Origin of the sequence: Testudinibacter sp. 'clade 2', assembly GCF_006227735.1 — a bacterium.
GTDB lineage: Bacteria > Pseudomonadota > Gammaproteobacteria > Enterobacterales > Pasteurellaceae > Chelonobacter.
This window is the reverse complement of sequence record NZ_VDHB01000093.1, coordinates 1-25,029: the sequence shown is the minus strand read 5'-3', so window position 1 is coordinate 25,029 and position 25,029 is coordinate 1. Positions and strand designations below refer to the sequence as shown.

The 25,029-nt window shown below is 46.1% G+C and carries 28 protein-coding genes; 10 read left to right on the top strand and 18 right to left on the bottom strand.

Annotated features, from left to right (window positions below):
- Nucleotides 1-456 precede the first annotated feature (456 nt).
- Complete coding sequence (gene htpG, locus FHQ30_RS08035; RefSeq protein WP_139610260.1) at nucleotides 457-2,343, top strand: molecular chaperone HtpG; 1,887 nt, start codon at nucleotides 457-459, stop codon at nucleotides 2,341-2,343.
- A gap of 79 nt (nucleotides 2,344-2,422) precedes the next feature.
- Here htpG and FHQ30_RS08030 read toward each other — a convergent pair whose 3' ends face one another.
- From FHQ30_RS08030 to FHQ30_RS08015, 4 genes are read right to left on the bottom strand one after another with little or no spacing between them, the layout of a single operon-like run.
- Nucleotides 2,423-3,379: a phosphatidate cytidylyltransferase gene (locus tag FHQ30_RS08030; protein ID WP_139610261.1), complete on the bottom strand. Its 957-nt coding sequence runs from the start codon at nucleotides 3,377-3,379 to the stop codon at nucleotides 2,423-2,425.
- A 9-nt stretch (nucleotides 3,380-3,388) separates the two neighbouring features.
- A complete protein-coding gene (locus FHQ30_RS08025; RefSeq protein WP_139610262.1) occupies nucleotides 3,389-4,015 on the bottom strand; it encodes a lysophospholipid acyltransferase family protein in 627 nt (208 codons plus the stop codon).
- The gene (locus tag FHQ30_RS08020) at nucleotides 4,012-4,653 is read right to left on the bottom strand and encodes a CDP-alcohol phosphatidyltransferase family protein (RefSeq protein WP_139610263.1); all 642 of its coding nucleotides are present in this window, start codon (nucleotides 4,651-4,653) and stop codon (nucleotides 4,012-4,014) included. Before FHQ30_RS08020 ends, FHQ30_RS08025 begins: the two co-directional genes overlap by 4 nt.
- Nucleotides 4,650-5,381, bottom strand: coding sequence for a 4'-phosphopantetheinyl transferase family protein (locus tag FHQ30_RS08015; protein WP_139610264.1), 732 nt, complete (start codon nucleotides 5,379-5,381; stop codon nucleotides 4,650-4,652). Before FHQ30_RS08015 ends, FHQ30_RS08020 begins: the two co-directional genes overlap by 4 nt.
- 80 nt (nucleotides 5,382-5,461) lie before the next feature.
- Between FHQ30_RS08015 and FHQ30_RS08010 the strand changes: the two genes are divergently transcribed.
- From FHQ30_RS08010 to FHQ30_RS13260, 3 genes are all read left to right on the top strand, one after another.
- Nucleotides 5,462-6,190 carry an AzlC family ABC transporter permease gene (locus FHQ30_RS08010; RefSeq protein WP_139610265.1) on the top strand — a complete coding sequence of 243 codons (729 nt, stop codon included), beginning with the start codon at nucleotides 5,462-5,464 and terminating at the stop codon, nucleotides 6,188-6,190.
- Nucleotides 6,187-6,513 (top strand): AzlD domain-containing protein, encoded by a 327-nt coding sequence (locus FHQ30_RS08005; RefSeq protein ID WP_139610266.1) that lies wholly within the window; start codon nucleotides 6,187-6,189, stop codon nucleotides 6,511-6,513. Before FHQ30_RS08010 ends, FHQ30_RS08005 begins: the two co-directional genes overlap by 4 nt.
- A gap of 69 nt (nucleotides 6,514-6,582) precedes the next feature.
- Nucleotides 6,583-6,759 (top strand): hypothetical protein, encoded by a 177-nt coding sequence (locus FHQ30_RS13260; RefSeq protein WP_176552272.1) that lies wholly within the window; start codon nucleotides 6,583-6,585, stop codon nucleotides 6,757-6,759.
- A 212-nt stretch (nucleotides 6,760-6,971) separates the two neighbouring features.
- Here the strand turns inward: FHQ30_RS13260 and icd are convergent, their stop codons facing one another.
- Complete coding sequence (gene icd / locus FHQ30_RS08000) at nucleotides 6,972-8,225, bottom strand: NADP-dependent isocitrate dehydrogenase (protein WP_139610267.1); 1,254 nt, start codon at nucleotides 8,223-8,225, stop codon at nucleotides 6,972-6,974.
- Nucleotides 8,226-8,383: 158 nt separating this feature from the next.
- Between icd and FHQ30_RS07995 the strand changes: the two genes are divergently transcribed.
- Together FHQ30_RS07995 and FHQ30_RS07990 are read left to right on the top strand one after the other, a co-directional pair.
- The gene (locus tag FHQ30_RS07995; protein WP_139610268.1) at nucleotides 8,384-9,079 is read left to right on the top strand and encodes a pseudouridine synthase; all 696 of its coding nucleotides are present in this window, start codon (nucleotides 8,384-8,386) and stop codon (nucleotides 9,077-9,079) included.
- Between the two features lie 14 nt (nucleotides 9,080-9,093).
- On the top strand, nucleotides 9,094-9,552 hold the full coding sequence (locus FHQ30_RS07990; RefSeq protein WP_139610269.1) for an NUDIX domain-containing protein: 459 nt from the start codon (nucleotides 9,094-9,096) through the stop codon (nucleotides 9,550-9,552).
- A 61-nt stretch (nucleotides 9,553-9,613) separates the two neighbouring features.
- Here FHQ30_RS07990 and gss read toward each other — a convergent pair whose 3' ends face one another.
- The 13 genes from gss to yceD all read right to left on the bottom strand — a co-directional run bounded on the left by gss (nucleotide 9,614) and on the right by yceD (nucleotide 19,899).
- A complete protein-coding gene (gss, locus tag FHQ30_RS07985; RefSeq protein ID WP_139610270.1) occupies nucleotides 9,614-11,494 on the bottom strand; it encodes a bifunctional glutathionylspermidine amidase/synthase in 1,881 nt (626 codons plus the stop codon).
- A 324-nt stretch (nucleotides 11,495-11,818) separates the two neighbouring features.
- Nucleotides 11,819-12,268 carry a 50S ribosomal protein L9 gene (gene rplI, locus FHQ30_RS07980; protein ID WP_139610271.1) on the bottom strand — a complete coding sequence of 150 codons (450 nt, stop codon included), beginning with the start codon at nucleotides 12,266-12,268 and terminating at the stop codon, nucleotides 11,819-11,821.
- A gap of 18 nt (nucleotides 12,269-12,286) precedes the next feature.
- Complete coding sequence (gene rpsR / locus FHQ30_RS07975; protein WP_005759927.1) at nucleotides 12,287-12,514, bottom strand: 30S ribosomal protein S18; 228 nt, start codon at nucleotides 12,512-12,514, stop codon at nucleotides 12,287-12,289.
- A 12-nt stretch (nucleotides 12,515-12,526) separates the two neighbouring features.
- Nucleotides 12,527-12,853: a primosomal replication protein N gene (gene priB, locus FHQ30_RS07970; protein ID WP_139610272.1), complete on the bottom strand. Its 327-nt coding sequence runs from the start codon at nucleotides 12,851-12,853 to the stop codon at nucleotides 12,527-12,529.
- Nucleotides 12,840-13,217 carry a 30S ribosomal protein S6 gene (gene rpsF / locus FHQ30_RS07965; RefSeq protein ID WP_132965566.1) on the bottom strand — a complete coding sequence of 126 codons (378 nt, stop codon included), beginning with the start codon at nucleotides 13,215-13,217 and terminating at the stop codon, nucleotides 12,840-12,842. Before rpsF ends, priB begins: the two co-directional genes overlap by 14 nt.
- A gap of 232 nt (nucleotides 13,218-13,449) precedes the next feature.
- On the bottom strand, nucleotides 13,450-14,688 hold the full coding sequence (fabF, locus tag FHQ30_RS07960; RefSeq protein ID WP_139608838.1) for a beta-ketoacyl-ACP synthase II: 1,239 nt from the start codon (nucleotides 14,686-14,688) through the stop codon (nucleotides 13,450-13,452).
- 105 nt (nucleotides 14,689-14,793) lie between these two features.
- The gene (acpP, locus tag FHQ30_RS07955) at nucleotides 14,794-15,024 is read right to left on the bottom strand and encodes an acyl carrier protein (protein ID WP_034617387.1); all 231 of its coding nucleotides are present in this window, start codon (nucleotides 15,022-15,024) and stop codon (nucleotides 14,794-14,796) included.
- A 291-nt stretch (nucleotides 15,025-15,315) separates the two neighbouring features.
- The gene (gene fabG / locus FHQ30_RS07950; protein WP_132965570.1) at nucleotides 15,316-16,044 is read right to left on the bottom strand and encodes a 3-oxoacyl-ACP reductase FabG; all 729 of its coding nucleotides are present in this window, start codon (nucleotides 16,042-16,044) and stop codon (nucleotides 15,316-15,318) included.
- A gap of 26 nt (nucleotides 16,045-16,070) precedes the next feature.
- On the bottom strand, nucleotides 16,071-17,012 hold the full coding sequence (fabD, locus tag FHQ30_RS07945; RefSeq protein WP_139610273.1) for an ACP S-malonyltransferase: 942 nt from the start codon (nucleotides 17,010-17,012) through the stop codon (nucleotides 16,071-16,073).
- Between the two features lie 89 nt (nucleotides 17,013-17,101).
- A complete protein-coding gene (locus tag FHQ30_RS07940) occupies nucleotides 17,102-18,061 on the bottom strand; it encodes a beta-ketoacyl-ACP synthase III (protein WP_139610274.1) in 960 nt (319 codons plus the stop codon).
- Nucleotides 18,062-18,131: 70 nt separating this feature from the next.
- Nucleotides 18,132-19,157: a phosphate acyltransferase PlsX gene (plsX, locus tag FHQ30_RS07935; RefSeq protein ID WP_139610275.1), complete on the bottom strand. Its 1,026-nt coding sequence runs from the start codon at nucleotides 19,155-19,157 to the stop codon at nucleotides 18,132-18,134.
- Nucleotides 19,158-19,190: 33 nt separating this feature from the next.
- Nucleotides 19,191-19,361, bottom strand: a complete 171-nt coding sequence (rpmF, locus tag FHQ30_RS07930; RefSeq protein ID WP_121124072.1) for a 50S ribosomal protein L32 — start codon at nucleotides 19,359-19,361, stop codon at nucleotides 19,191-19,193.
- A gap of 16 nt (nucleotides 19,362-19,377) precedes the next feature.
- A complete protein-coding gene (yceD, locus tag FHQ30_RS07925) occupies nucleotides 19,378-19,899 on the bottom strand; it encodes a 23S rRNA accumulation protein YceD (protein WP_132965578.1) in 522 nt (173 codons plus the stop codon).
- A 181-nt stretch (nucleotides 19,900-20,080) separates the two neighbouring features.
- Here yceD and asd point away from each other — a divergent pair, with 181 nt between their 5' ends.
- The 4 genes from asd to FHQ30_RS07905 all read left to right on the top strand — a co-directional run bounded on the left by asd (nucleotide 20,081) and on the right by FHQ30_RS07905 (nucleotide 24,855).
- Nucleotides 20,081-20,986, top strand: a complete 906-nt coding sequence (gene asd, locus FHQ30_RS07920; RefSeq protein WP_139610276.1) for an archaetidylserine decarboxylase — start codon at nucleotides 20,081-20,083, stop codon at nucleotides 20,984-20,986.
- A 43-nt stretch (nucleotides 20,987-21,029) separates the two neighbouring features.
- Nucleotides 21,030-21,662, top strand: a complete 633-nt coding sequence (bamJ, locus tag FHQ30_RS07915; RefSeq protein WP_132965582.1) for a BamJ family beta-barrel-assembly machinery protein — start codon at nucleotides 21,030-21,032, stop codon at nucleotides 21,660-21,662.
- Between the two features lie 238 nt (nucleotides 21,663-21,900).
- Nucleotides 21,901-23,310 (top strand): lyase family protein, encoded by a 1,410-nt coding sequence (locus FHQ30_RS07910; RefSeq protein ID WP_139610277.1) that lies wholly within the window; start codon nucleotides 21,901-21,903, stop codon nucleotides 23,308-23,310.
- Nucleotides 23,311-23,526: 216 nt separating this feature from the next.
- Nucleotides 23,527-24,855, top strand: a complete 1,329-nt coding sequence (locus FHQ30_RS07905; RefSeq protein ID WP_132965588.1) for an anaerobic C4-dicarboxylate transporter — start codon at nucleotides 23,527-23,529, stop codon at nucleotides 24,853-24,855.
- The last annotated feature ends 174 nt before the right edge of the window (nucleotides 24,856-25,029 follow it).

The following is a 25,029-nucleotide window of genomic DNA, read 5'->3' as shown; positions in this document are numbered from 1 at the left end:
AGTTAAACACAGTTGCTACATTTAGGGCAATACTTCCGTCACAATTAAAATCTTGTATTCTGCGTCGTGTTTTTCGGATTCCCTTGTGAACTGCCTGAGCGGGTGTGAAATTTGTAGGGAAATTTTTTTGTTTGAGCGAAGCGAGTTTGCCCGCGTAGCGGGCGCATTAAAAATTTTCCGTTAAGCAAATTCACACTAAGCGAAGATCAGCAGTTCATTAGGGTGTGCTTTCTTTTGCCTACTTTTCTTTGCACAAGCAAAGAAAAGTATGGTCGTCGCGAGGCGAAATAGCGATAGTGATTAAAAAAGTCGCCATCAGCGAAACCCGATAGTTAAATTTTAAACGAAAAGTGTAAATCAAACCAAACCGCACTTTTCCCCTTGAAATCCAATCAACAGCTCCCATATCTATCTCATTCATTTTATGTTTAACCAATAGAAAAACAGGAAATAACAATGAGCACTAATCAAGAAACTCGTGGTTTTCAATCTGAAGTCAAACAGTTACTGCAACTGATGATTCACTCCCTCTATTCCAATAAAGAAATCTTCCTGCGCGAGCTGATTTCCAACGCCTCCGATGCAGCGGATAAATTGCGCTTCAAAGCTCTGTCCGCCCCGGAATTATACGAAGGCGACGGCGATCTGAAAGTGCGGGTCAGCGCCGACAAAGACAAAGGCACCTTGACCATCAGCGATAACGGCATCGGCATGAACCGTGAACAAATTATCGATCACCTCGGCACCATTGCCAAATCCGGCACCAAAGAATTTCTTAACAGCTTAGGCGGCGATCAAGCCAAAGACAGCAAACTGATCGGGCAGTTCGGGGTCGGTTTCTACTCTGCCTTTATCGTTGCCGACAAAGTCACGGTGAAAAGCCGTGCCGCCGGGGAAAGTGCGGTTCAGGGCGTGTTGTGGCAGTCTGCCGGCGAAGGCGAATATGATGTCGCCGACATCGAAAAAGCCGAGCGCGGCACCGAAATCACCTTGCACTTGCGTGAAGATGAAAAAGAGTTTCTCGACGACTGGCGTTTGCGTCAAATCATCAGTAAATATTCCGATCATATTGATCTGCCGGTAGAGCTGCTGGTCAAAGAGTTCGATGATGAAGGCAAAGAAAGCGGCGTAAAATGGGAAAAAATCAACAAAGCACAAGCGTTGTGGACCCGCAATAAAGCCGAGATCAGTGACGAAGAATATCAAGAGTTCTACAAGCATCTCAGCCACGATTTCAGCGACCCGCTGCTGTGGGCGCACAATCGTGTCGAAGGCAAACAAGAATACACCAGCCTGCTGTATCTGCCGACCAAGGCGCCTTGGGATCTGTTCAACCGCGAACATAAACACGGCTTGAAGCTGTATGTACAACGGGTGTTTATTATGGACGATGCCGAACAGTTTATGCCGAACTACCTGCGTTTCGTCAAAGGCTTGATTGATTCCAACGATCTGCCGCTGAACGTGTCGCGTGAACTGTTGCAAGACAACAAAGTCACCGCTGCGCTGCGCAAAGCCCTGACCAAACGTGCCTTGGGTATGATTGAAAAATTGGCAAAAGATGAAGATAAACAAAAATACCAAAACTTCTGGCAAGAGTTCGGCTTGGTGCTGAAAGAGGGCTTGGCGGAAGATCACGCCAATCAGCAAGAAGTGGCTAAACTGCTGCGGTTTGCTTCCACTCACAACGACAGCAGCGAGCAAAACGTCTCATTGCAAGACTACGTTGCACGCATGAAAGAGGGGCAGAAAGCGATTTATTACATCACCGCCGACAGCTACATCGCCGCCAAAAACAGCCCGCACTTGGAACTGTTTAACAAAAAAGGCATCGAAGTTTTGCTGCTGTCCGACCGGATCGACGAGTGGGCATTGGGCTATTTCAACGAATTTGACGGCAAACCGCTGCAATCGGTGACGAAGTCCGATTTGGATCTGGGCGATCTGGCCGATAAAGCGCAAGAAGAAGCACAAAAAGAACAGGATAAAAACTTCGGTTCGTTTATCGAACGAGTGAAAGGCTACTTGGGCGAGCGGGTAAAAGAGGTGCGTTTGACTCACCGTCTGAGCGATACACCGGCGATTGTCTCCACCGACAACGATCAGATGACCACGCAAATGGCAAAACTGTTCGCCGCCGCTGGACAACCGGTACCGGAAGTGAAATATACGTTTGAGTTGAATCCGGAACATCCGCTGGTCAAGAAAACCGCAGATACTGCCGATGAGAATGCCTTTGGCGAATGGATCGAGCTGCTGTTTGACCAAGCCATGCTGTCCGAACGTGGTGCCTTGGAGAACCCGACAGCGTTTATCAAACGCATTAATAAACTGCTGGCATAATCTCTTTACGCCTTAAAGCATAAAGTGCGGTCAAGTCTGATGATTTGACCGCACTTTTTAGTATATGCGCTTGAGCGTCTTAAAAATAGGTATAACGCACCAGATGGAAAAATACCGGTGCGGCAAACAGCACTGAATCAATGCGATCCATAATGCCACCGTGACCGGAAATCATCGTGCCCCAATCTTTGGCGCCCATGCTGCGTTTGACGGCTGACAGCGACAAACCGCCAAGAAAGCCACAAATCACTATCACTAACGAAAACAGCGCAGCATAGCCGATACTGAACGGCGTGATCCACCAAAGTGCGGTGCCGATCGCCACCGCAATCGCACCGCCACCGAACAAGCCTTCTACGGTTTTGCTCGGGCTGACATTCGGTGCCAATTTATGTTTGCCGAACAATTTACCGACCACATATTGGAATACATCGCTCAACTGCACCACAATTAACAGATACATCAACAGCAATAAGCCTTGTCCTTGAAACTCCAAGTTCTGTAACAATAGCAGTGCCGGAGCGTAACTGAGGCAATAAATCGTCAACATCATGCCCCACTGGATTTTGGTGGTGCGCTCAAAAAAGGCCTGCGTATCGCCGGATAACGCCTGAATTGCCGGCAGAATCAAGAAGCCGTACACCGGCAAGCACATCACAAACAGTCCGTACCACTCAATGCCGATCAGCCAATATTGCAGTGGAATGGCGACATAAAAACAGAACACCAGCGCCCAATAATCGGCACGACGGGTCGGCGTCAGGGTGATAAATTCGCGCAGGGCGAAAAACGAGAGCAAACCGTATAACACCAACGTTGCTACTTTACCAAAAATAAAGCACAGCACTAAAATCGCCACCATTCCCCACCAGGCATTAATCCGATGGTTCAGGTTATCAATCACATCACCGCTTTTTTTATACGCCAGCCAACGTCCGATAACGGTTGCAATCAGCAATAATGTCAACATCCCGCTCAGCACCCACCAAAATTTGCTCGGAATGCTGTTCACGGCTTCACTTAAAAAATTCAACATCGGCAGCTCCTATTTTGCTGATTGCGGCAAAGGTTGTGGCAAAGGTTGTGACAAGGCGATCACCGCTTGTCTGGCTTGGTGCAAGAACTCGGCTTTATCCCATTTCGCATCAACCTGTAACGGCTCGCCAAAAGTGACCGAGCAGGTAAACGGCAGCGGTAAAAATGCACCTTTCGGCAAACTGCGGCCAGTGTTATCCAGATAAATCGGCACCAGCTCCACTTGCGGATAACGCTGCCGCAAGTGATATAATCCTGATTTAAACGCTGCCAGTTGGCTTTCGGCAGAGCGAGTGCCTTCCGGGAAAAGAATCAGCGAATCTCCTTGATCAAGTGCGGTATACAGCGGCTGCAACGGATCATCGCTGTTGCCTTCACGATCAATCATCACCACATTCAGCGCTTTTTTGGCGATCAAACCGCGCAGCCCGCCCTTATCCCAATAATCTTTTGCCGCAACCGGGCGAATTTTGGCACGAAATTCCGCATTAAAAGACGACCAAATTGCCAGCGTATCCAAATGGCTGGTATGATTGGCAAAATAGATCCGCTGTTGTCCACTCGGCAAATTATTGCGCCAATGGGGATAAGCACCAATCAACAGTTTGGTCAGCGCAGCAAGTAAGGAGGCAATCATGTTGACCTCGCTTGCGTTTCCAACTCACGCGAAATGGCACGTGTCCGCAAAACACAGGTCAGTAACGTGCCGACATTCAACAACAGCAACGCCAACCATAACGCATATTGACTGTGCCATAGCTGCCATTCCACCGCCCCGATTAAACACGCCGCCGTCAGCAACGCCATGCGGTGCGGTTTTGCCATTGGACCGCTGAAGCGTTGTTCCAAGCCTAACGAACCACCAAGCAGACGGATATAAGCACTCAACGCCGCCAATAAAGCCCCTAGCCAGCCCAACCACGGCTGCCCGACAGCTGCAGCGAACGCCAGAATCAACACCGAATCCGCTATACGATCCGGAATTTCATTATACAGCACACCGTTGGCCGTTTTTTTGCCGCCTTCTACGGCTACCATGCCGTCTAATAAGTTACAGAGTAAGCGCAGTTGGATAAACAGTGCAGCCAAAATCAGCCCGACGGCATTGGGCGAAAATGCCAGCAATAACCCGCCGAATAAGGCAAATACGATACTGAGCAGGGAGATTTGATTCGGGGTCGGTATGCTGCGCTGCGCTAAGTTTTTGGCTAATGCCTGCGCCCAACGACTACTGCGCGTTGCCAGCGGACGACGATTTTTCTGATTTTCTGTCATATTTTGTCCTTATTGACTTGATAAATGAACTGTTTTGTCAAGTTAGCAGAATTTATGTCGTTTTGCCAGACCAAAATTTGCGGCAGCTGTTCGTCTGCTTGTTGTAAAAAATAAGCGAGATAAAATGGCAATTCGTCGGTAAAAAACAGCTTGCCTTGTGGTGCGTAAGCACAGTCAATTTGTAATGTGTCGGGGCGATGAATAACTGAACGTAGTTTGACAATGCCGACCCCTTGCGATTTCAACACGGCTTCACGCAGACACCAAGTGCGGTAAAATGCCGCTTCTAAGTGCGGTTGTGCCGCAAACCAGTCCTGCTCTTGTTGCGAAGCATAAAACCGTAATAACCCGTTAAAATTGCGTGTTTTTTGCGGGCTTTCAATATCAATTGCCACTGCCACCGCACTTTCACTTTTTTCCGCAATTGAAATGACCACAGCCACCCAATCTGCTGAATGGCTGATATTAAAATCAATTTGCGGTGCAGTGGCAAAATAAGGGCGACCGCTTGGGGTGCGTTGAATCTGTTCGAGCAAGCTCAGCGGCTGCTGAAAATATTCCAACAATTTTGCCAGCAAAAAATGCGCCAAAATACTGCACTGTCGTCGTTGCTGCCTGCGGGCATTATTGCTATTAGCGGCGTGCAATAAACTCTTCGGCAGATAGCGCTGTAATTCAGCCCGTGTTGGCATTTGCGCCAGATTGCCCCAAATCACTGCGGTTTGCATAACGTCTCCGTTCACTTGATTACAAAATAGGTTTTGATTAGACTATCGGTTCCTCAGTCAAATAACAATTACTATTCAAAATGAACTCCACAGCCAATAAGCATACAATTCCCTCTGCTAGCAATACTTGGGGCAGTTTAATCAAACTCACCTTGCCGATTGCCATGGGCTATTATGCCGCCGGGATTGCCTATGGTATTTTAGGCGTTGGCGCCGGTTTGCCGATTTGGTTAGTCGTGTTGTTAAGCATCGTGGTCTATTCTGGCGCCGCGCAATATGCTGCAATACCGCTGTTTGCCTCTGCCGCCGGTTTTTTACCACTGGTACTCGGCACTTTATTAATCAGCCTGCGTCAACTGTTTTATACCTTGGCACTGCACACCGATTTACCCCAAAAAGGCTGGCAACGTTGGTATAGCACGGCTTCGATCACCGATGAAAGCTATGCATTAGCCACCACCCAAGAACAACATCAGCGCCAAAATAATATAACTAAAATCAATTTTTTATGTCAGTTTTACTGGGTTTCCGCTTCACTGATCGGCGCCTTACTTGGGGCGGAACTGGCTGATGCTATACCGCACTTGGCATTTGCCCTGCCGTGTCTGTTTATTATTTTAGCATATGAACAATATCGCCAGAATCGTCATCTTTTTCCATTGCTGCTCGCATTGTCTGCCTTTATAGCGTGCAAATTGTTAGCACCCGGTTGGGTGATGTTAGCTGCGATTTTATGCTGTATTTTGGTGATTTTGATACGCTATCACTTGCAACTTGGCAAAACACTGTCTAAGGAAAACATCAGATGAATACCATCACAATCTTAGTGACTGTTGCCGCCATGGCGTCGGTGATGTTCCTGTGTCGGGCGCTACCGTTGTTTTTACCACAGCGCTGGCTGCAACTCGGCTGGTTGCAAAGCCTGAATCAAAGCTTACCTTTGTGTATTATGCTGATTTTGCTGTTCAGCAGCCTGAATATCCCAACCTCCTTATCCAGTGGCTTTACGACTTTGCTGTATGAGATCGCTGCGTTAGCTGTCGTGCTTGCCAGTTATATTTGGCTGCGTAACACTTTATTGAGCGTGGTACTCGGTGTGGTGAGTGTCAATTTACTGTATTTATTAGGCTAATCCTTAGCCCTTGACCAAGACGGTAAAAATCAGGCATTATACAAATACAATAAATAGAAGGATTGGCGTATGATAAAAAAATTGAAAGACATGACACCCGAATATCAAGCGGCGCTTAAGGAACGAGTTGCTCAAGGTCAGGCAGATATAAAGGCCGGCAGGGTTCATTCGCCGCAAGAAGTGCATGCAGGTATTAAGCAAACCTTAGCCAAACTGGTAGAAAAACATGCAAAACAGGTTGCCTAAGATTGAATATTCTACTGTAGCAACTAAAAATATCTACGAAATTACCGAGTGAATTTACAAATTTACCATGAGCGTAGTATCCGCAGACAACGTTGTCAACGAAATAACCAAAACAATCGATTTACTTGCTTATGCTCCTATCAAATCACACAATAATAAAAAAGCCACAACCTGATTAATCAAGCTGTGGCTTTTGTCTTCTGTAGCTAAAATTACATATTATCTACAATATCCTGTGCGAATTCAGAACATTTGCGCAGCGTTGCGCCGTCCATTAAACGCTCGAAATCGTAGGTGACGGTTTTGTTGGAAATCGCTTTTTCCATGCCGGATACCACTAAATCCGCTGCTTCGATCCAACCTAAATGGCGTAGCATCATTTCACCACTCAGAATCAAGGATCCCGGATTGACTTTGTCTTGTCCGGCATATTTCGGTGCAGTGCCGTGAGTGGCTTCGAAAATCGCACATTCATCACCGATGTTAGCGCCCGGGGCGATACCGATGCCGCCCACTTGCGCCGCCAACGCATCGGAAATATAGTCACCGTTCAGGTTCATGGTGGCGATTACGTCGTACTCTTTCGGGCGCAACAAAATTTGCTGCAAGAATGCATCGGCAATCACATCATTGACAGTAATGGTTTTACCGCTCTTTGGATTTTTAAACTGCATCCATGGACCACCGTCCAGCAATTCTGCGCCGAACTCCTGTTGCGCCACCTCATAGCCCCAGCTTTTGAATGCGCCTTCGGTGAATTTCATAATGTTGCCTTTATGCACCAGCGTCACCACTTCACGATCGTTGTCGATCGCATATTGGATCGCCGCACGCACCAAGCGCTGCGTACCGGCTTTTGAAGTTGGTTTGATGCCGATACCGCACTCTTCAGTGAAACGGATTTTGGTCACGCCCATCTGTTTGGTTAGGAAATCAATCACTTTTTCCGCTTCCGGCGTGCCTGCCTGCCATTCGACACCGGCATAAATATCTTCGGAATTTTCACGGAAAATCACCATATCGGTATATTCCGGGTGTTTTAACGGGCTTGGTGTGCCTTCATAATAACGCACAGGGCGCAAGCAGATATATAGATCCAGCAATTGACGCAGCGCCACGTTAAGTGAACGAATACCGCCGCCGATCGGGGTGGTCAACGGACCTTTGATGGCGACACGGTATTCTTTAATTAAATCCAATGTTTCCTGTGGCAACCATTCGTTTTCGCCATACACTTTAGTCGATTTTTCACCGGTATAGACTTCCATCCATTCGATTTTGCGTTTGCCGCCATAAGCTTTTTCTACCGCTGCGTCCAACACCAAACGCATCGCTGGTGTAACATCAACGCCAATGCCGTCCCCTTCGATAAACGGAATAATCGGATTGTCCGGCACATTCAAGCGCCCTTGGTTATCCAGCGTAATTTTCGTTCCTTGTGTAGGGACCACAACTTTGCTTTGCATATTGACTCCTTTCCGTGATTTACTTGGTGAAATAGTTTGGTGAAATAATTTTTAAAAAGATACTGTATCTTCAACCCAGCGCATAGTATAGTTTTTCTTAAATTATTTCTTTTATTCACATCACATTTTAACAATTTTTTTAATATTTTTTTAACATTATGGCTAAATCTGACACGCCTAACCGCACTTTCACTCGCAATACTGTGCGAGCAGCACCAAAATTGGCTGTTGCCCCAAGAAAACCGGCAACTGCCGTATCACTTGCCGAAACAACGGTCATTTTATTCAATAAACCGTTTGATGTGCTGACCCAATTCAGCGCAGATCAACAGCGAGCCACCTTGAAAGATTATATTCCCATTCGCTCAGTTTATCCGGCTGGACGTTTAGATCGCGACAGTGAAGGACTGCTGCTATTGACCAACAACGGTAAATTACAACATCGCTTAACCGATCCGAAATTTAAACTGGCAAAGACTTATTGGGTGCAGGTGGAGAATATTCCCGATGAAACCGCACTTTTAGCTTTGCGACAAGGGGTGATGTTAAACGACGGCAAAACCCTGCCGGCTGAAGTACGTATGATCACTGAACCACCGGGTTTATGGCCACGTGTGCCACCGATTCGCGAACGTCACCAGATTCCGACCAGTTGGTTAGAGCTAAAAATTCATGAGGGACGCAACCGTCAAGTGCGGCGCATGACTGCCCATATCGGCTGCCCTACCCTGCGCCTGATTCGAGCAGAAACTGCTGGGTTTGATTTAGATGGCTTAAGCAGCGGTCAATACCGCACTTTGTCAGCGGCTGAACGAGCTCAATTATTTCAACGGCTTCAGTTAGTCGTAAAATAACAAGGATATTATGTATGCACAAACCCAATATCACCCTAGCTTGCGTGGTGCATTGCCAAGGCAAATTTCTATTTGTTGAAGAGTGGGATAACGGCGTTTTGACACTGAACCAACCTGCCGGGCATTTGGAAAAAGACGAAAGCCTGCTCGCCGGAATGCAGCGTGAATTGTGGGAAGAAACCGGCATTGAACATGCCCAAATAGAACGCCTAGTCAAAATTTACCAGTGGTCAGCGCCACGCAGTAAAACCGATTTTTTACGCTTCACTTTTGCTTTAGAACTGGATGACTGCTGTGCTGTCACGCCTCACGACAGCGACATCACCCAGGCGTTATGGCTGACGCTGGCGCAATTTCAAGACTATATCCGCCAACCGGGACAAGGCGCCAGAAGCCCGTTGGTGCTCGAATCGATTCATGACTATTTGCAAGCAAAAACAGTACCAATCGATATTTTAAAGGTGTTTGAATAATGCCCTTTTTGACGTCTCTCCTCTTTCAGCCAATCTCTTGATTGCTGCTGATTGTTACGGCTTAGTCTTGAGCAAAATCGCAATCCGCTAAGATTCGGAGTGGCTGCAAATCGCTGTCGCCAGTGATAACCCTTGACGAATCACCACGCAGGCAGGCTCCACCGTAGTGCCCGCCCACCGTAAACGTGCAGACTTGAAGATATAAATCAGCAACTTTGGGCAGACACCAGAGCTGCTGATAAATATTATCCTGCTCAGCAAAGCGCCCATCCGTTCGATCCAACACCTGCTCCGTATGACCGACTAATTTAATATTGTCCCCACAACGTCCGGCAATCGGCTTGCGTGCATAGCCGCTTTGCTGCAGTTGCTCATTCACCTCAAACTCGGCTGCCAACAGATAACGATGCCCCGGAAACAGTGACCAAAGAACCGGTAAAATCGCCTTATTGCTGGGAATCAATGTCCAAAGGGGCTCGAAAACCATCACTTCAGGCCGCAACAACACATCAATCAAGCGCATTTTATTTTGTGGATGTCCTGTCCGAATCGGCAATGCAATATCTCCCTCTTCATACTCTTGCCTCATCTGCTCTAATACCGTTTCCCAAGCCCAGGTTTTCCACACACAACGCACCTGCCGATTTTCGTCATCAACCAGGCGCCCATACGCATCCCACTGCAGCCCCTCCAATCCATGAATAATTTTGCTTTGAAAACCGGCTTGCGTTAACGCCTGCTGCATAAATAAAGTATGGTAATTTTCCTCACTTGCATTATCTTGCATTAAGTGCACAAAGGCTGGTGCTTTGCTATGCTTCCAACAGTCGACTAAATTATCCAATAAATTAGCTCCGGGGTCTGTCCCCAGCTGCAACCCGGCTTGCGCTGCCCAGAGAGGCAGAATAGCACCGGTCTCCGCATGGCAAGAGGCTGAATCTGCATTATATTCATACACTTTAAGGCCTCGTTCATCCATGCAAAAATCTAAGCGTCCAGTGATGGTTTCATAACGTCGATTCTGCCATGATAGGCGGAGGCGAGGCCAAAGTATTTTCGGGATATTAAAACGACTGAGAAGTTGATCATCTTTCAACACTTTATCCGTGGCATGCAGATACATCAAATGCAATTCATTGGTGGCTCGCACCAGTTCATGCTCTGCACTCTCGGAAATGGAAAAATAACGGTAAGGGCTGCCACGGTTGATACAATGCCCATGCATTGCACTAATATACGCCTGCTGTAGCGGGTCATGCGGATTTAACCAGTTAGCCTTAAATTGTCCGCGATCCACTAAGCTGGCAGGATGAATTCCCATTTTTTCTGCTGTGGTGATCGGTTGCGGCAAGCTGTATTGGTTTGGCGCTGTCTGAATCATCCAGCCCAATATTTCAGTATCATCAAAAGAATCTTGCAAACAGTAGCCATTCTCTGTAACCGTTAATGCTAACTCGCGCGTCCATTGCTGCCCGCTTGGCAAGGGCACATGAATCACATTCTGCTCGGCAATCCGCACTTTATCCGCCAAGACCTCAGTAATAATGGCGACATGCCCAGTATGTTGAAACTCACCACCTTGCTGCCAAATCAGCAAAGCACCGGCATGTGGCGCTTGCTGACTCCCGTTGGGGAATGCTTGCAATGGAACAATCGCATCATTGATCACTTGCCGCAAGAAACGCAAAGAAAAAATTTCGTAAGCCATGGCAACATCGGTAAACACCAAGCCATAATTGAGATAGAGATAGCGCCGAGCAAATTCAACACATTGCCATTTATAGCCCATATACTCTCGACCCAGGTAGCTCCGAAAAGCCGTATCATCAGGATAATCTTGCGGATTAATGCTGGCATAATCCGAGGAGTAGATAGCAATCCCACCAGGGGCATAGCCTAATAAGGTACCAAAAGGAGAGGCCGGAATAACTTGAACGGACATAATTTTTCCACCGAAAACAACTATTGATTAGGGGCTGCTGATGTTTGTTTATATATTGAGTTGTCGTTTAAAATCAACACCATCTAGGCCGGGACTATTGATGCGGATGACAGCAAAGTTGTCTATAGCTCAAATGATAAACAAACATCCATAACCCCCTAGTATATACCGCATCATCAATCAAAAAAAGCGCTTTAACCGCAGCCGCTGTCAGCCTAAGTGTCGTATGAAGTAATTGAGAACAGAGGATAAAAACAATAAAAAAACCCGATGGCGCGCTCAATAAAATGAGGTAACAATCGGGTTTTTGGTTGAATAATCGGCTTATTCAGGAATAACGTTTACAATCAATGAAGTGAAGACTTCACCATGTAATTGGAAGCGAATTTCGTGTTCGCCAGTGGTACGCAATGGACCTTCTGACAGACGAACTTCACTTTTCTCAACCTTAACACCAGCAGCCGTGATCGCATCAGCGATGTCACGAGTACCGATAGAACCGAATAAACGACCTTCATCACCGGCTTTGGAAGCGATAGTCACGCTAGTCAAGGCTGCGATGCTCTCTGCACGCGCTTGCGCTTCGGCTAACTCTTTAGCAACTTTAGCTTCTAACTCAGCACGGCGAGTTTCGAAATGTTCAATATTAGCTTTGGTTGCCATAACTGCTTTCCCTTGAGGGATCAAAAAGTTACGTGCGAAACCGGCTTTAACATTCACTTGGTCACCAACGTTACCCAAATGAATAATTTTATCTAAAAGAATAATTTGCATTACCGTATCCTCTCTTGATTACTGATGGTTGTCAGTGTACGGTAACAACGCTAAATAACGAGCGCGTTTGATGGCGCGTGCTAATTGACGTTGGTACTTCGCACGAGTACCGGTAATACGGCTTGGAACAATTTTGCCGCTCTCTGTAATGTAGTTCTTCAACGTGGCGATATCTTTGTAATCGATTTCAACTACGTTTTCCGCTGTGAAACGGCAGAACTTACGACGACGGAAATAACGTGCCATAGGGCGAGTCTCCTAATCTATAAATTCGATTTGCTCGGCGTGTAAAACTAACTGACTGAGTCCGTTATTGCTTTTATGCGTGGTGATAAAACCAACGATTAAAAGTTTACTGCCGACCGTAATGCTTTGAGTTTGTTTAATTAATTGTTGTCCACTCAGTGATACCGCTATTTTACACCACGCTTGCCGCGCTAAACCTGCTTCGGTTTGCTGCGAACAATGTTCGAAAACAAAGCGACAATGTTCAATACCACTCGGACTGGTACTTCGTTTGGGATGAGAGGCGGCAAAACCTGTCAACGACAAACGATTGTCAATCGTTAAATTACTCTTCCGCATCCTCATAATCGTTGTTGTCAACTTCGGCTGAAGCACGACGATCGTCTTTTGCTTTAACCATTGGGGACGCTTCTGTTACGGCGTGCTTAGTACGCATAATAGCGTTACGCAGAACGGCGTCGTTGTAACGGAAAGTTGTTTCTAGCTCGTCGATTACTTCTTGCGGTGCTTCTACATTCATTAACACATAATGTGCTTTATGTAGTTTGTTGATTGGATAAGCCAACTGACGGCGACCCCAATCTTCTAGGCGATGAACTTGTCCACCTGCTTCTTTAACAGAACCAGTGTAGCGCTCGATCATGCCCGGTACTTGTTCGCTTTGGTCCGGATGAACCATAAAAACGATTTCGTAGTGACGCATTGCTGCTGCTCCTTACGGGTTAATCAGCCTCCGACGATAGACCAGTCACCAGTCTGCGGAAGCAAGGAACGAAAATGGAATGTGACTGTTAAGGCGCAAGATTATACCCAGATTACCTAGGCGGCACAAGCAAAATTCGGATTATTTTTAAACAGCTAGCAAAAATAAAAGTGCGGTTTTCATTAATTGAAAACCGCACTTTTGGTATTCAGATTTAAAAGCAAGAATTCGATCAGATTTTCTTAAAAATCAACGAACCATTTGTGCCACCAAAGCCGAACGAGTTGCATAGCGCATACTCCATTTCAACTTTGCGTGCAGTGTTTGGAACCAGATCCAGCGTGACATTCGGATCTTGGTTATCCAAATTGATGGTTGGCGGTACGATTTGATCTTGCAGCGCCAATACCGTGAAAATCGACTCTACCGAACCAGCAGCACCCAGCAAGTGCCCAGTCATCGATTTGGTTGAGCTGACTAGAATCTGATCTTTATTGGCTGCGAAAACTGAGCTGATTGCGGTGGCTTCAGCAATATCACCTGCCGGTGTCGAAGTGCCGTGTGCATTAACATAACCAATTTGCTGCGGTTCAATTGCTGCATCGCGTAGCGCATTCTTCATCGCCAGTGCAGCGCCTGCACCATCTGCCGGTGGAGAGGTCATATGATAACCGTCACCACTCATGCCGAAACCGACCAATTCTGCATATATTTTAGCGCCGCGCGCTTTGGCATGTTCGTATTCTTCCAACACCATAATCCCTGCGCCATCACCCAGCACAAAACCATCACGCTCAATATCCCAAGGACGGCTTGCCGCTTGTGGATTGTCATTACGCGTGGAAAGCGCTCGCGCTGCGCCAAAACCGGCAATACCTAACGATGTGCTGGCTTTTTCTGCCCCTCCGGCAATCATCACATCGGCATCGCCATAGCTGATCATGCGGAAAGCGTGGCCAATATTATGCACACCCGTGGTACAAGCCGTTGCAATCGTAATATTCGGCCCATGCAATTTATAATTAATCGACAGATGCCCTGCAATCATATTCACAATAGTTGACGGCACAAAAAACGGGCTGACTTTGCGTGGTCCACCGTTGACAAGTGCGGTATGATTTTCCTCAATCAAACCAAGACCACCAATGCCGGATCCAATTGCCACTCCGATACGCTGTGAATTCTGTTCTGTCACTTGCAAACCGGCATCTTCAATAGCTTGCATTCCGGCTGCAATACCGTATTGGATAAATAAATCCATTTTTTTGGCATCTTTGCGTGAAATATACGCTTCCGCATTAAAATCTTTGACCTGACCGGCAAATTTTGTAGTGTGATGGGTGGTATCAAAATTTTCAATCAGATTGATACCGCTCTTTCCTGCGAGAAGGTTTTGCCAGGTTGAGTTGACATCATTACCAAGCGGTGACAGCATTCCTAAGCCTGTAACAACAACGCGACGTTTTGACATGAATATACTCCGAACGGGAGGTTGAAAATGGTACTTTTAATCGTAGATTAATTTTTAACCGTAGATAAAATTTAGGCGGTGTTATAACCGCCTAAATCCAGAAGATTATTGATTATTTTGAACGTAATCAATTGCAGACTGAACAGTTGTGATTTTTTCAGCTTCTTCATCAGGAATTTCGATATCGAATTCTTCTTCCAAAGCCATTACCAATTCAACTGTATCTAAAGAGTCAGCGCCCAAATCTTCAACAAATGAAGCTTCAGATTTCACTTCGTCTTCTTTAACGCCTAATTGTTCAACAATGATTTTTTTTACGCGTTCTTCAATACTCATTTTTTAAATTTCCTATATTTTAAATTTCGCCACAGCGAGAAGGTGAATATGGTATGGACCGTTTAAACGGCTGCAATTATTTATCTGAGATAGCAATCCACTGAAAAATAACGGCTCAAACGACACATACTATGACAAAATTTGGCTATATTCTTGTTTCTTGGAAAAGTCTATAACCAAGATTGTATACCATCGCAGATTCTAACATTACCGAATAGGCTTGTCATGCTTTTATCTCAATTTGTCTGATTTTGCTTACATCGACAATTGGAACAAACAGCTCCATACGGATTAACTCATGTAGAGTCCGCCGTTAACATGTAAAGTCGTGCCAGTGATATAACCCGCATCATCAGATGCTAAAAAGGCAACGGCTTTAGCAATATCTTTTGCCTCGCCCAACCGTCCAGCAGGCACATTCGACAAAATACCTTGTTTTTGCTCATCGGTTAACGCATGGGTCATATCGGTCGCAATAAAGCCCGGTGCCACCACATTAACCGTGATGCCACGCGAAGCCACTTCCTGTGCCAATGCTTTAGAAAAACCGATTACCCCGGCTTTAGCCGCGCAATAGTTGCTCTGTCCCGGATTGCCGGAAGAACCGACCACAGAACCGATATTGATAATCCGTCCATAACGCTTTTTCATCATGCTGCGCAACATCGCTTTTGACAGATGGAAAATCGAAGTCAGATTAGTCTCAATAATATCGCTCCATTCGTTGTCTTTCATGCGCATCAACAGATTGTCACGGGTGATGCCGGCATTATTGACCAGAATATCAATCTCGCCAAATTCGCCTTTGATCTGCGCCAATGTCTGCTCAATAGACGCTACATCACTGACGTTTAACACTAGGCCTTTGCCACTCTCACCCAAATAAGCCGAAATAGCTTCCGCTCCGCTTTCACTGGTTGCAGTCCCAATCACGGTTGCACCTTTCGCTGCCAACTCCTCTGCGATGGCTCTGCCGATACCACGGCTGGCACCGGTTACTAATGCGATTTTACCTTGCATACGATCTCCTTTTTTCACTCGTCTGATTAGTCTTGAATAAGTTCCGCCACCGCACTTAACGAGGCATTATCATTGACCGCATGGGCATCCAGCTCTTTGTTGATGCGCTTGGTGAGTCCGGTTAATACTTTATTCGGTCCGATTTCAAACAGTATTTTCACTCCGGCAGTCGCCATTTTTTCCACGCTTTCCGTCCAACGAACCGGATTATACAGCTGGCGCACCAATGCGCTGCGAATCTCGTCGGCGGCTTTTTCTTGTTTCACATCAACATTATTGATCACTGCGACTGTCGGTTGTTTGAAAGTCACTGACTCCAAGGCGACCGCTAACTGATCGGCTGCCGGTTTCATCAACGCACAATGTGACGGCACACTGACCGCCAGTGGTAATGCCCGTTTAGCACCGGCTTCTTTACAGCTTGCCGCAGCTCGCTCAACCGCACTTTTATTGCCGGCAATCACCACTTGACCCGGCGAATTGAAATTCACCGCTGCCACCACTTCATCTTCAGCAGCTTGCTGGCAAGCATCAATAATCGCTTGATTGTCCAAACCGATAATCGCATACATGGCGCCGGTCCCTGCCGGAACTGCTTTTTGCATTAAGCGGCCACGCAGTTCGACCAATTTCACGGCTTCTTCAAAATCCAAAACGCCGGCACAGACCAAGGCAGAAAATTCGCCCAAGCTATGTCCCGCCATCACCTCTGGTTTTAATGCCGGATATTGTTGCTGCCATACACGGTAAATCGCAACAGACGCCGCCAGCAGTGCCGGCTGGGTGCGCCAAGTTTGATTCAGCTCCTCTGCTTCACCGTTTTGTACCAAATTCCATAAATCATAGCCGAGTGCATCGGAAGCTTGTTTAAACGTCTGTTCTACAATCGGAAAGCCAGTCGCTAAATCAGCTAACATACCGATAGCTTGCGAACCTTGTCCCGGGAAAACCATAGCAAATTTTTTCATATTAAATCCTCTGTTTGCCACTTCTATTTATTACTACTGTTTGTTATTACTGTTCACTACAGATAGTGCATATTCAGCGGAATATTGACTTAAAAACGGGCTAATACCGAGCCCCATGTCAAGCCACCACCAAACGCTTCCATCAAAATCAGTTGTCCGCGCTGAATGCGACCATCACGCACTGCTTCATCCAGTGCGCTAGGGATACTGCCGGCGGAAGTGTTGCCGTGACGGTCAAGCGTCACCACCACTTGCGACATATCCATCTCTAATTTTTTGGCGGTAGCACTGATAATGCGTAAATTGGCTTGGTGTGGCACCAGCCAATCAATGTCTTTTTTATCCAAATTATTGGCAGCTAAGGTTTCTTCCACCACATTCGCCAATTGGCGCACAGCAATTTTGAAGGTTTCATTGCCCTGCATGGTTAGATATGCCGGTGAAGCCTCATCACGGCTGCGTTTGGCATTTTCCAATACCAACACTTCACCTTGGGTCGGATCAGAGTGCAAGTGACTGGAAAGAATACCCGGTTCTTCACTGGCCTCCAAAATCACTGCGCCTGCGCCATCACCAAACAAAATCACGGTGCCGCGATCTTGTTCGTCCAAACTGCGAGAAAACAGATCAGCACCGATTACTAAAGCTTTTTTAACTTGTCCAGTGCGGATAAATTGATCGGCTACACTCAGCGCATACACAAAACCTGAGCACGCCGCCGCAATATCAAAAGCAATGGCATCTTCAATACCCAGTGCTTTTTGAATCAAGCAGGCTGAACTTGGGAAAGCGTGCGAAGAGCTGGTGGTGGCAACCAACACCAAATCAATCTCATTGACATCGAGGTTTGCTGCCATCGCCAAACATTGTTTGGCGGCTTCAGTTCCCATTGTCGCCACGGTTTCATCAGCACGGGCAATACGCCGTTGTTTGATGCCGGTGCGTACGCTAATCCACTCATCAGACGTATCGACCATTTTCTCTAAGTCGGCATTGGTTCTGATCTGTTCCGGTAAGTAACTGCCGGTAGCTAAAATTTTACTAAACATAATCATCTCATTATGTGTGAATCATCAACGATGAATTTTCAACAAAGTGCGGTTCAATAACGATACCGGCTTAATTTTTTTCCAAGCCGGTCAAAATTTTATTCGGAATTTCTGACCGCACTTGCCACGCCGCTTGTTGTATTGCATACAGAAAAGCGGCTTGATTGGCACTGCCGTGGCTTTTAACCACCACAGAAGTCAATCCTAACAGAGAAGCGCCATTGTATTGATCGGGATTAAACTGTTTCAATTGAACAAAATATTTTTTTAAGGCATATTTGCCGATACGGATAAGCAGTTTTTTAATCAACGACGGTGGCTGTTTCTTGTTGCCTTTCAACAGACTAAAAATATTTTTCGCCGTGCCTTCCAGCGTTTTCAAGGCGATATTTCCGGCAAACCCGTCACAGACAATCACATCTGCGTATCCGTTCAGTAAATAATTGCCTTCAATGTAGCCAATATAGTTCAAATCGGTTTGCTGCTGCAACAGCTGACTGGCGTCACGGATATTTTTCAGCCCTTTTAATTCTTCAATACCGATATTCAGCAACGCCACGCGCGGATAGACCAAACCAAAGTTATTTTCGGCAAAAATCGCGCCCATTTGGGCAAACTGCACCAACGTCTCGGCAGAGCAATCGATATTCGCTCCTAAATCCAGCATAACACTCTGTTTACCGTCTATAGTCGGAATATTCGACACCAATGCTGGGCGTTGAATCCCCGCCAACGGCTGCAACAGCACTTTTGACAAGCCCATCAACACTGCCGTGTCACCACCACTGACACAGCCCTGTGCCGCACCATCACGCACAGCTTCAATCGCCAAACGCATCGAACTGCCTTTGCTATGGCGCAAAGCATAGGAAAGCCCCTGCTGGTTTTTAACCACACGGTCACAATGCTGCAAATTGATTCGTTGGCGGAGATGGTGGGGAATATTTGCGAGATAGGAGGAAATAGCCTGACTATCGCCAAATAAAACCAGATGTAGCATTGGATCTTGCTCCAACGCTTGCAGGCTTGCCGGGATAGTAATACGGGGACCAAAGTCCCCGCCCATTACATCTAACGCCAGGGTTAGACGATTCAACTGCTTACCTTAAAGAATCAAGAGTAATCGAAATTACTTGTTGATAACTTTACGACCACGGTAGTAACCGTCTGCGGTTACATGGTGACGCAAATGGGTTTCGCCGGTTACTTTATCGACAGAAACAGCAGCAGTTGTCAAAGCATCGTGTGAACGACGCATGTCACGACGTGAACGAGATTTTTTATTTTGTTGAACAGCCATTGGCTATACTCCTAAATTATTTTCGCTTTAAATTAGCTAATACAGCGAACGGGTTTGGTTTTTCTGCTTCAGCAGGCAATTTGCCAAAAACCTGTTCAGCCACGGACACTTCACAGTGTTCAGGATCGTGCATCGGTACTAACGGCAGAGCAAGCATCAACTCGTCTTCCACCACATCACGCAAATCTATTTCACCAAATTCATTAAATTCAATTGGCTCATAAATTTCCGGCAACACATCTGCTTGATCCATATTGGACACCGGACTATAACAAAAACTGCATTCCAATGTCACAGTAAAAGGCTTATCACAACGTTGACAAACCAGCTCCACATCGATTTTAGCCTGACCTTTGATCACGACCAATCGCTGTGGATCTATTGAAAACGACAATGTAACTTGTGCCTCATTCAGCACGCGACTGACTGACGTTGCCAAGCGCTCTAATTGGTTAGGCGAGTAATAACCCACATAATCCAAACGGCGTTGAGCGTCTTTTATCGGATCGACAGTCAGGGGAAGTTTAACCTTTTGCATAGGGCGTGCATATTAACTGCACGGACAAGAATAGTCAAAAGGAATTATACTTTTTTAGCAACTTTTTTTACGGCATTCAGACCGCACTTTGCCCGCTTCGGAAATCTCACCTTACAGCACTGCCGAAAATTGTTATAATCGCACTTTATCATTTAAATAACGAAGAGAAGAGCCCAGAAATATGACGCAACAAAGCAAAAATAGTTATTGGCAACAGCTGAAAATCGCCTTTCAATATATGGTGCCGCAGTTGGCACTGACCCGCCTGGCCGGCTGGTTCGCCGAAAAACAGTGGGGCGCAGTCACTCATCTGGCAATCAAAGCCTTTAGCGCCAAATACAAAATCAACCTGCAAGAGGCGGAAAAAAGCGAAGCAAACCAATATGCGTCGTTTAATGAATTTTTTATCCGTCCGTTAAAAGCCGATGCACGCCCGATTAATGCCGATCAAAGTGCGGTCTGCTTTCCGGCAGACGGCTGTATCAGCGAGCTGGGCGACATTACTAACGGACAGTTATTTCAGGCAAAAGGACATTTTTTCAGCTTATCGGATCTCTTAGCGGACGATAAAAAATCAGCCGAAGTGTTTGAAAACGGTAAATTCGTCACCACTTATTTATCACCACGCGATTATCACCGTGTGCATATGCCGTGCGACGGCGTATTACGCAAAATGGTGTATGTGCCCGGCGATCTGTTTTCGGTTAATCCATTTTTAGCCCAACACATTCCCAATCTGTTCGCACGCAACGAGCGGGTGATCTGCTATTTTGATACGCCATTCGGCACAATGGTGCAGATTCTGGTTGGCGCCACCATCACCGCCAGCATCAGTACGGTCTGGGCAGGTGTCATCAATCCGCCACGCAGCGGCAAGGTGCAGCAATGGGAGTATCCACAAGATGGCGCTTCAGCGGTGCAACTGAAAAAAGGCGAAGAAATGGGCGCATTTCGTCTTGGCTCGACCATCATCAATTTATTCCAAGCGGATAAAATTGAGTTTTTGCCGACACTAAAAGCAGCAAGTGCGGTCAACATGGGGCAAGCAATGACCGTTTCAGCGGCTATGCAAGATTCAGCCGCTTAATTTTAATTTTTACGACTTTCGTTTATAAACAATAAGGATATTTATGAGCGCACAATTTTTCGCAAACGTCACCTTAGATTCAACAGAGCAACAAGGCAGCTACGGTATCGGCCTGCAAATGGGGCAACAACTGCTGCAAAGTCAGTTGAATATTGATGTGGCTGCGGTGGCAAAAGGGATTTACGACGCCATTCAACAAAACGCACCTGCGGTTGATCTGCAAGCTGTCAGCCAAGCCTTGCAACAAATGCAGCAACAAGCCGCTGAATTACAACAAGCGCAATTCAAAGAGGTGGAACAAGCGGGCAAAGACTTCTTAGCCGAAAACAAAAAAGCCGACGGCGTAAAAGAAACCGAGAGCGGTTTGCAATATGAAGTATTGGTCGCAGGCAACGGCGCTGTGCCAAGCCGCCAAGACCAAGTGCGGGTGCATTACACCGGCAGCTTGATTGACGGCACGGTTTTTGACAGCTCAGTACAACGTGGGCAACCGGCAGAATTCCCGGTCAACGGCGTGATCAGTGGCTGGATTGAAGCTCTTTCGATGATGCCGGTCGGTTCAAAATGGCGCCTGACCATTCCTCACCACCTCGCTTACGGCGAACGCGGCGCCGGCGCTTCCATTCCCCCGTTCAGCACCCTAATTTTTGAAGTAGAGTTGTTGGATATTATTTAATTTAGCCTTCCCGTAAAAATAAAGTAACAAGCGGAAATATATTAATTATTTCCGCTTTTTTATTAGAGTCTGTTGATGTTTTTTATATTAAAAGTGCGGTATTCAACGTTATTCTGTCAAATATTTCATCACAAACGATATTATCGGTAGTATTTTCCAAGCAAAGGTATATTATAATATTTGTTAATATTTGTTATATCTATTTTATCGCCTGTTGCATGAAAAAGGAGTACCGAATATGTTTAATCATGATTCTTTTTATTGGATCAATCAGATTGAAAAAGCATCAACCTTAATGACCTTCCAAGAAGGTATCGTCACCCAATCTGTCGCACAAAAAGTTGCACTAGCACTACAACAACTCGCAGCGGGGTCGAAGCGCCCACACGATTACTACGAAATACAGCCGATGCTATTGGAGCTCACCGGTTCGGAAGGTTCAATGATTCATGTTGGACGTAGCTGGCAAGATATACAAGCTACACTACATCGATTATTAGTCCGCGATCGTCTCCTCTATTTATATTATTTATCGCTAGAAACTCGAAAACGCCTTTTAAACCTTGCCCATGATAACCTCGATAGCATTGTTCCTTCTTATACCTACGGTGTGCAAGCACAACCGGTCACGCTCGGACACTTGCTTTTAGGCTACGAAGCCACCTTAGCACGCACCACCCAACGATTCTCTGCTTATTTCGTCCGCTTGAATAAATGTCCGCTTGGCGCGGCAGCACTGGCAACATCCAGCTTCCCGATCAATCGGGCTGCATTAGCCGATTTTTTAGGATTTGAAGGCTATGTTGAAAATGCGTTTGATGCCGCGCAACTGTCATTGATTGATGTTGGTGTTGAAGGCGCTTATCTAGCGTCCTTGCTGGCATTGTCCATCGGCACGCTAGTTCAAGACTTGCATATTCAGTTCCACCATACTCGCCCTTGGCTGCTGCTTGAAAAAGAATCGTTAAATAGCCCAAGCACTTTAATGCCGCAAAAACGCAATCCGTCATCCTTAGATAAAGCACGTTTGCTGGCAAGTCAAGTCACTGGCGATGCCTTCAAAGCCAGTATCTCCGCCCACAACGTCAATTCTGGCTTAACCGACTACAAAAATCTCGATGTTTCAGAAACGTTAGAACGGGCTTGCACCATGCTGAAAACCGTCAATGCGGTGTTGGAAGGCTTGAAAATTGATAAAGAAGCCGCACTGGAACAAGTCAATGCTGACTATTCAACTACCACCGAACTGGCAAATGTGCTTCAGCGCCAAGCAGGAATACCATTCACAATTGCCCATCAATTTGCTTCAAAATTAGCCCAATACGGGCGCTTACATAAACTGCCTCCGGCGCAACTACCATTTGATAAAGTAGTAGAAATATTTGATGCAGTTATCACCGAAACCATGCCAAACAAAATCACTTTTCCTCTGTCGAAAGAGACTTTCTTTAGCCATTTGGAACCAAGCAATATGATTAACAACCATCTGGCATTAGGCGGAACTAATCCGGCAGAAGTACAACGGATTTTAAATAAAGCAACCGAGCAACTGAGTCAGCATGAAACATGGTTGTATCATACTCAAGAAAATCTGAAAAAAGCCGATGAACGTTTAACCGATATGTTTAATAATTTGATTAAAACTTAAATCAAAAAATAAAAAGGCTTTACGCTATTTTTATCTCCGCAAAAATAGTGAAAAGTTACACAAATGTTGCATTACTTAAATATTTCTGCAACAAAAATGTAGCCAATAACTATTATTAGTGAGATAAATCAATTCTTGCAAATTTGGGGCTTGTTTACTGATATAAATTTCGTATCATAGCGCCGTTTTATGACTAATTTTATGCAAGGAATTAATATGCTGTATTTAGAGTTTTTATTTCTTTTAATCATGCTGTATATCGGCAGCCGTTTTGGTGGGGTCGGTTTAGGAGTAGTTTCCGGAATCGGCTTGCTGATTGAAGTATTTGTGCTGCGTATGCCGCCGTCTTCGCCGCCGATTGATGTCATGTTGATTATTATCGCGGTCGTTACCTGTGCTTCAATTCTCGAAGCCGCCGGTGGTTTGAAATATATGCTGCAAATCGCTGAACGGATTTTGCGCCGCAACCCGAAAATGGTCACTATTTTAGGCCCTTTGGTCACCTATATTATGACGTTGATGTTGGGTACCGGGCATGCGGTTTACACCATTATGCCGATTATCGGGGATGTTGCACTGAAAAACGGTATCCGTCCGGAACGCCCGATGGCAGCCGCTTCTGTTTCCTCTCAACTGGGGATTACCGGTAGCCCGATTTCCGCCGCCGTGGTTTACTACCTGACCCAAATCGTCGAATTGCCGGGCTATGAACACGTTACCTTACTGAGCATTGTTGCCGTTACCATTCCTGCTACTTTAGCCGGGGTAATTATGATGTCGTTGTACAGTTTGCGCCGTGGCAAAGAGTTGAAAGACGATCCGGAATATCAACGCCGTCTGCAAGACCCAATCTGGAAAGACCGAATTGCCAACACCACCAGCACTACCCTGAACGAAGCACTGCCAAGCTCAGCGCGCAATGCGGTACTGCTGTTTATCTTAGCGTTGGTGATTATTGTGATTGTCGCAATTTTCCCTGAGGTCAGAACCATCGGTGAAAATAAAGCGATTTCCATGGGTATTATTATCCAGATGATGATGCTTGCCTTTGGTGGAATTATTTTGGTCGCGACCAAAACCAATCCGCAAACCGTGCCGAACGGCGTGGTGTTTAAATCGGGCATGGTGGCAATGATTGCGATTTTTGGTATTGCCTGGATGAGCGACACCTATTTCCAATATGCGATGCCGTCGTTTAAAGCCGGTGTCACCGAAATGGTGCAATCCTACCCATGGAGCTTTGCGTTTGCACTGTTTGCGGTTTCTGTGGTGATCAACAGCCAAGCGGCAACCGGTCGAATGATGTTGCCGGTCGGTTTGGCAATCGGCTTGCCTGCGCCGCTGTTAATCGGTTTGCTGCCGGCAACCTACGGTTACTTCTTTATCCCGAACTATCCGTCAGACATTGCTACCGTCAACTTCGACGTTACCGGCACCACCAAAATCGGTAAATACTACTTCAACCACAGTTTCATGGTGCCGGGTTTAATTGGCGTCATCACTGCCTGTTTTGTCGGTTATACCCTGGCTTACGCGATTATTTAATATCCGACTAAATTTAGATCTAATACAAAGAGCGGTTTTCTGTAGAGGAAAACCGCTCTTTGTCTATATTTTAAACTATTTTTATCTCTCGCTTTGCGCTAAAATAAGAACCTATTATTATAGTAAACTAGATTCTTGACAAAGATATTTGATGAGGCAAAGTAGGGGCGGATT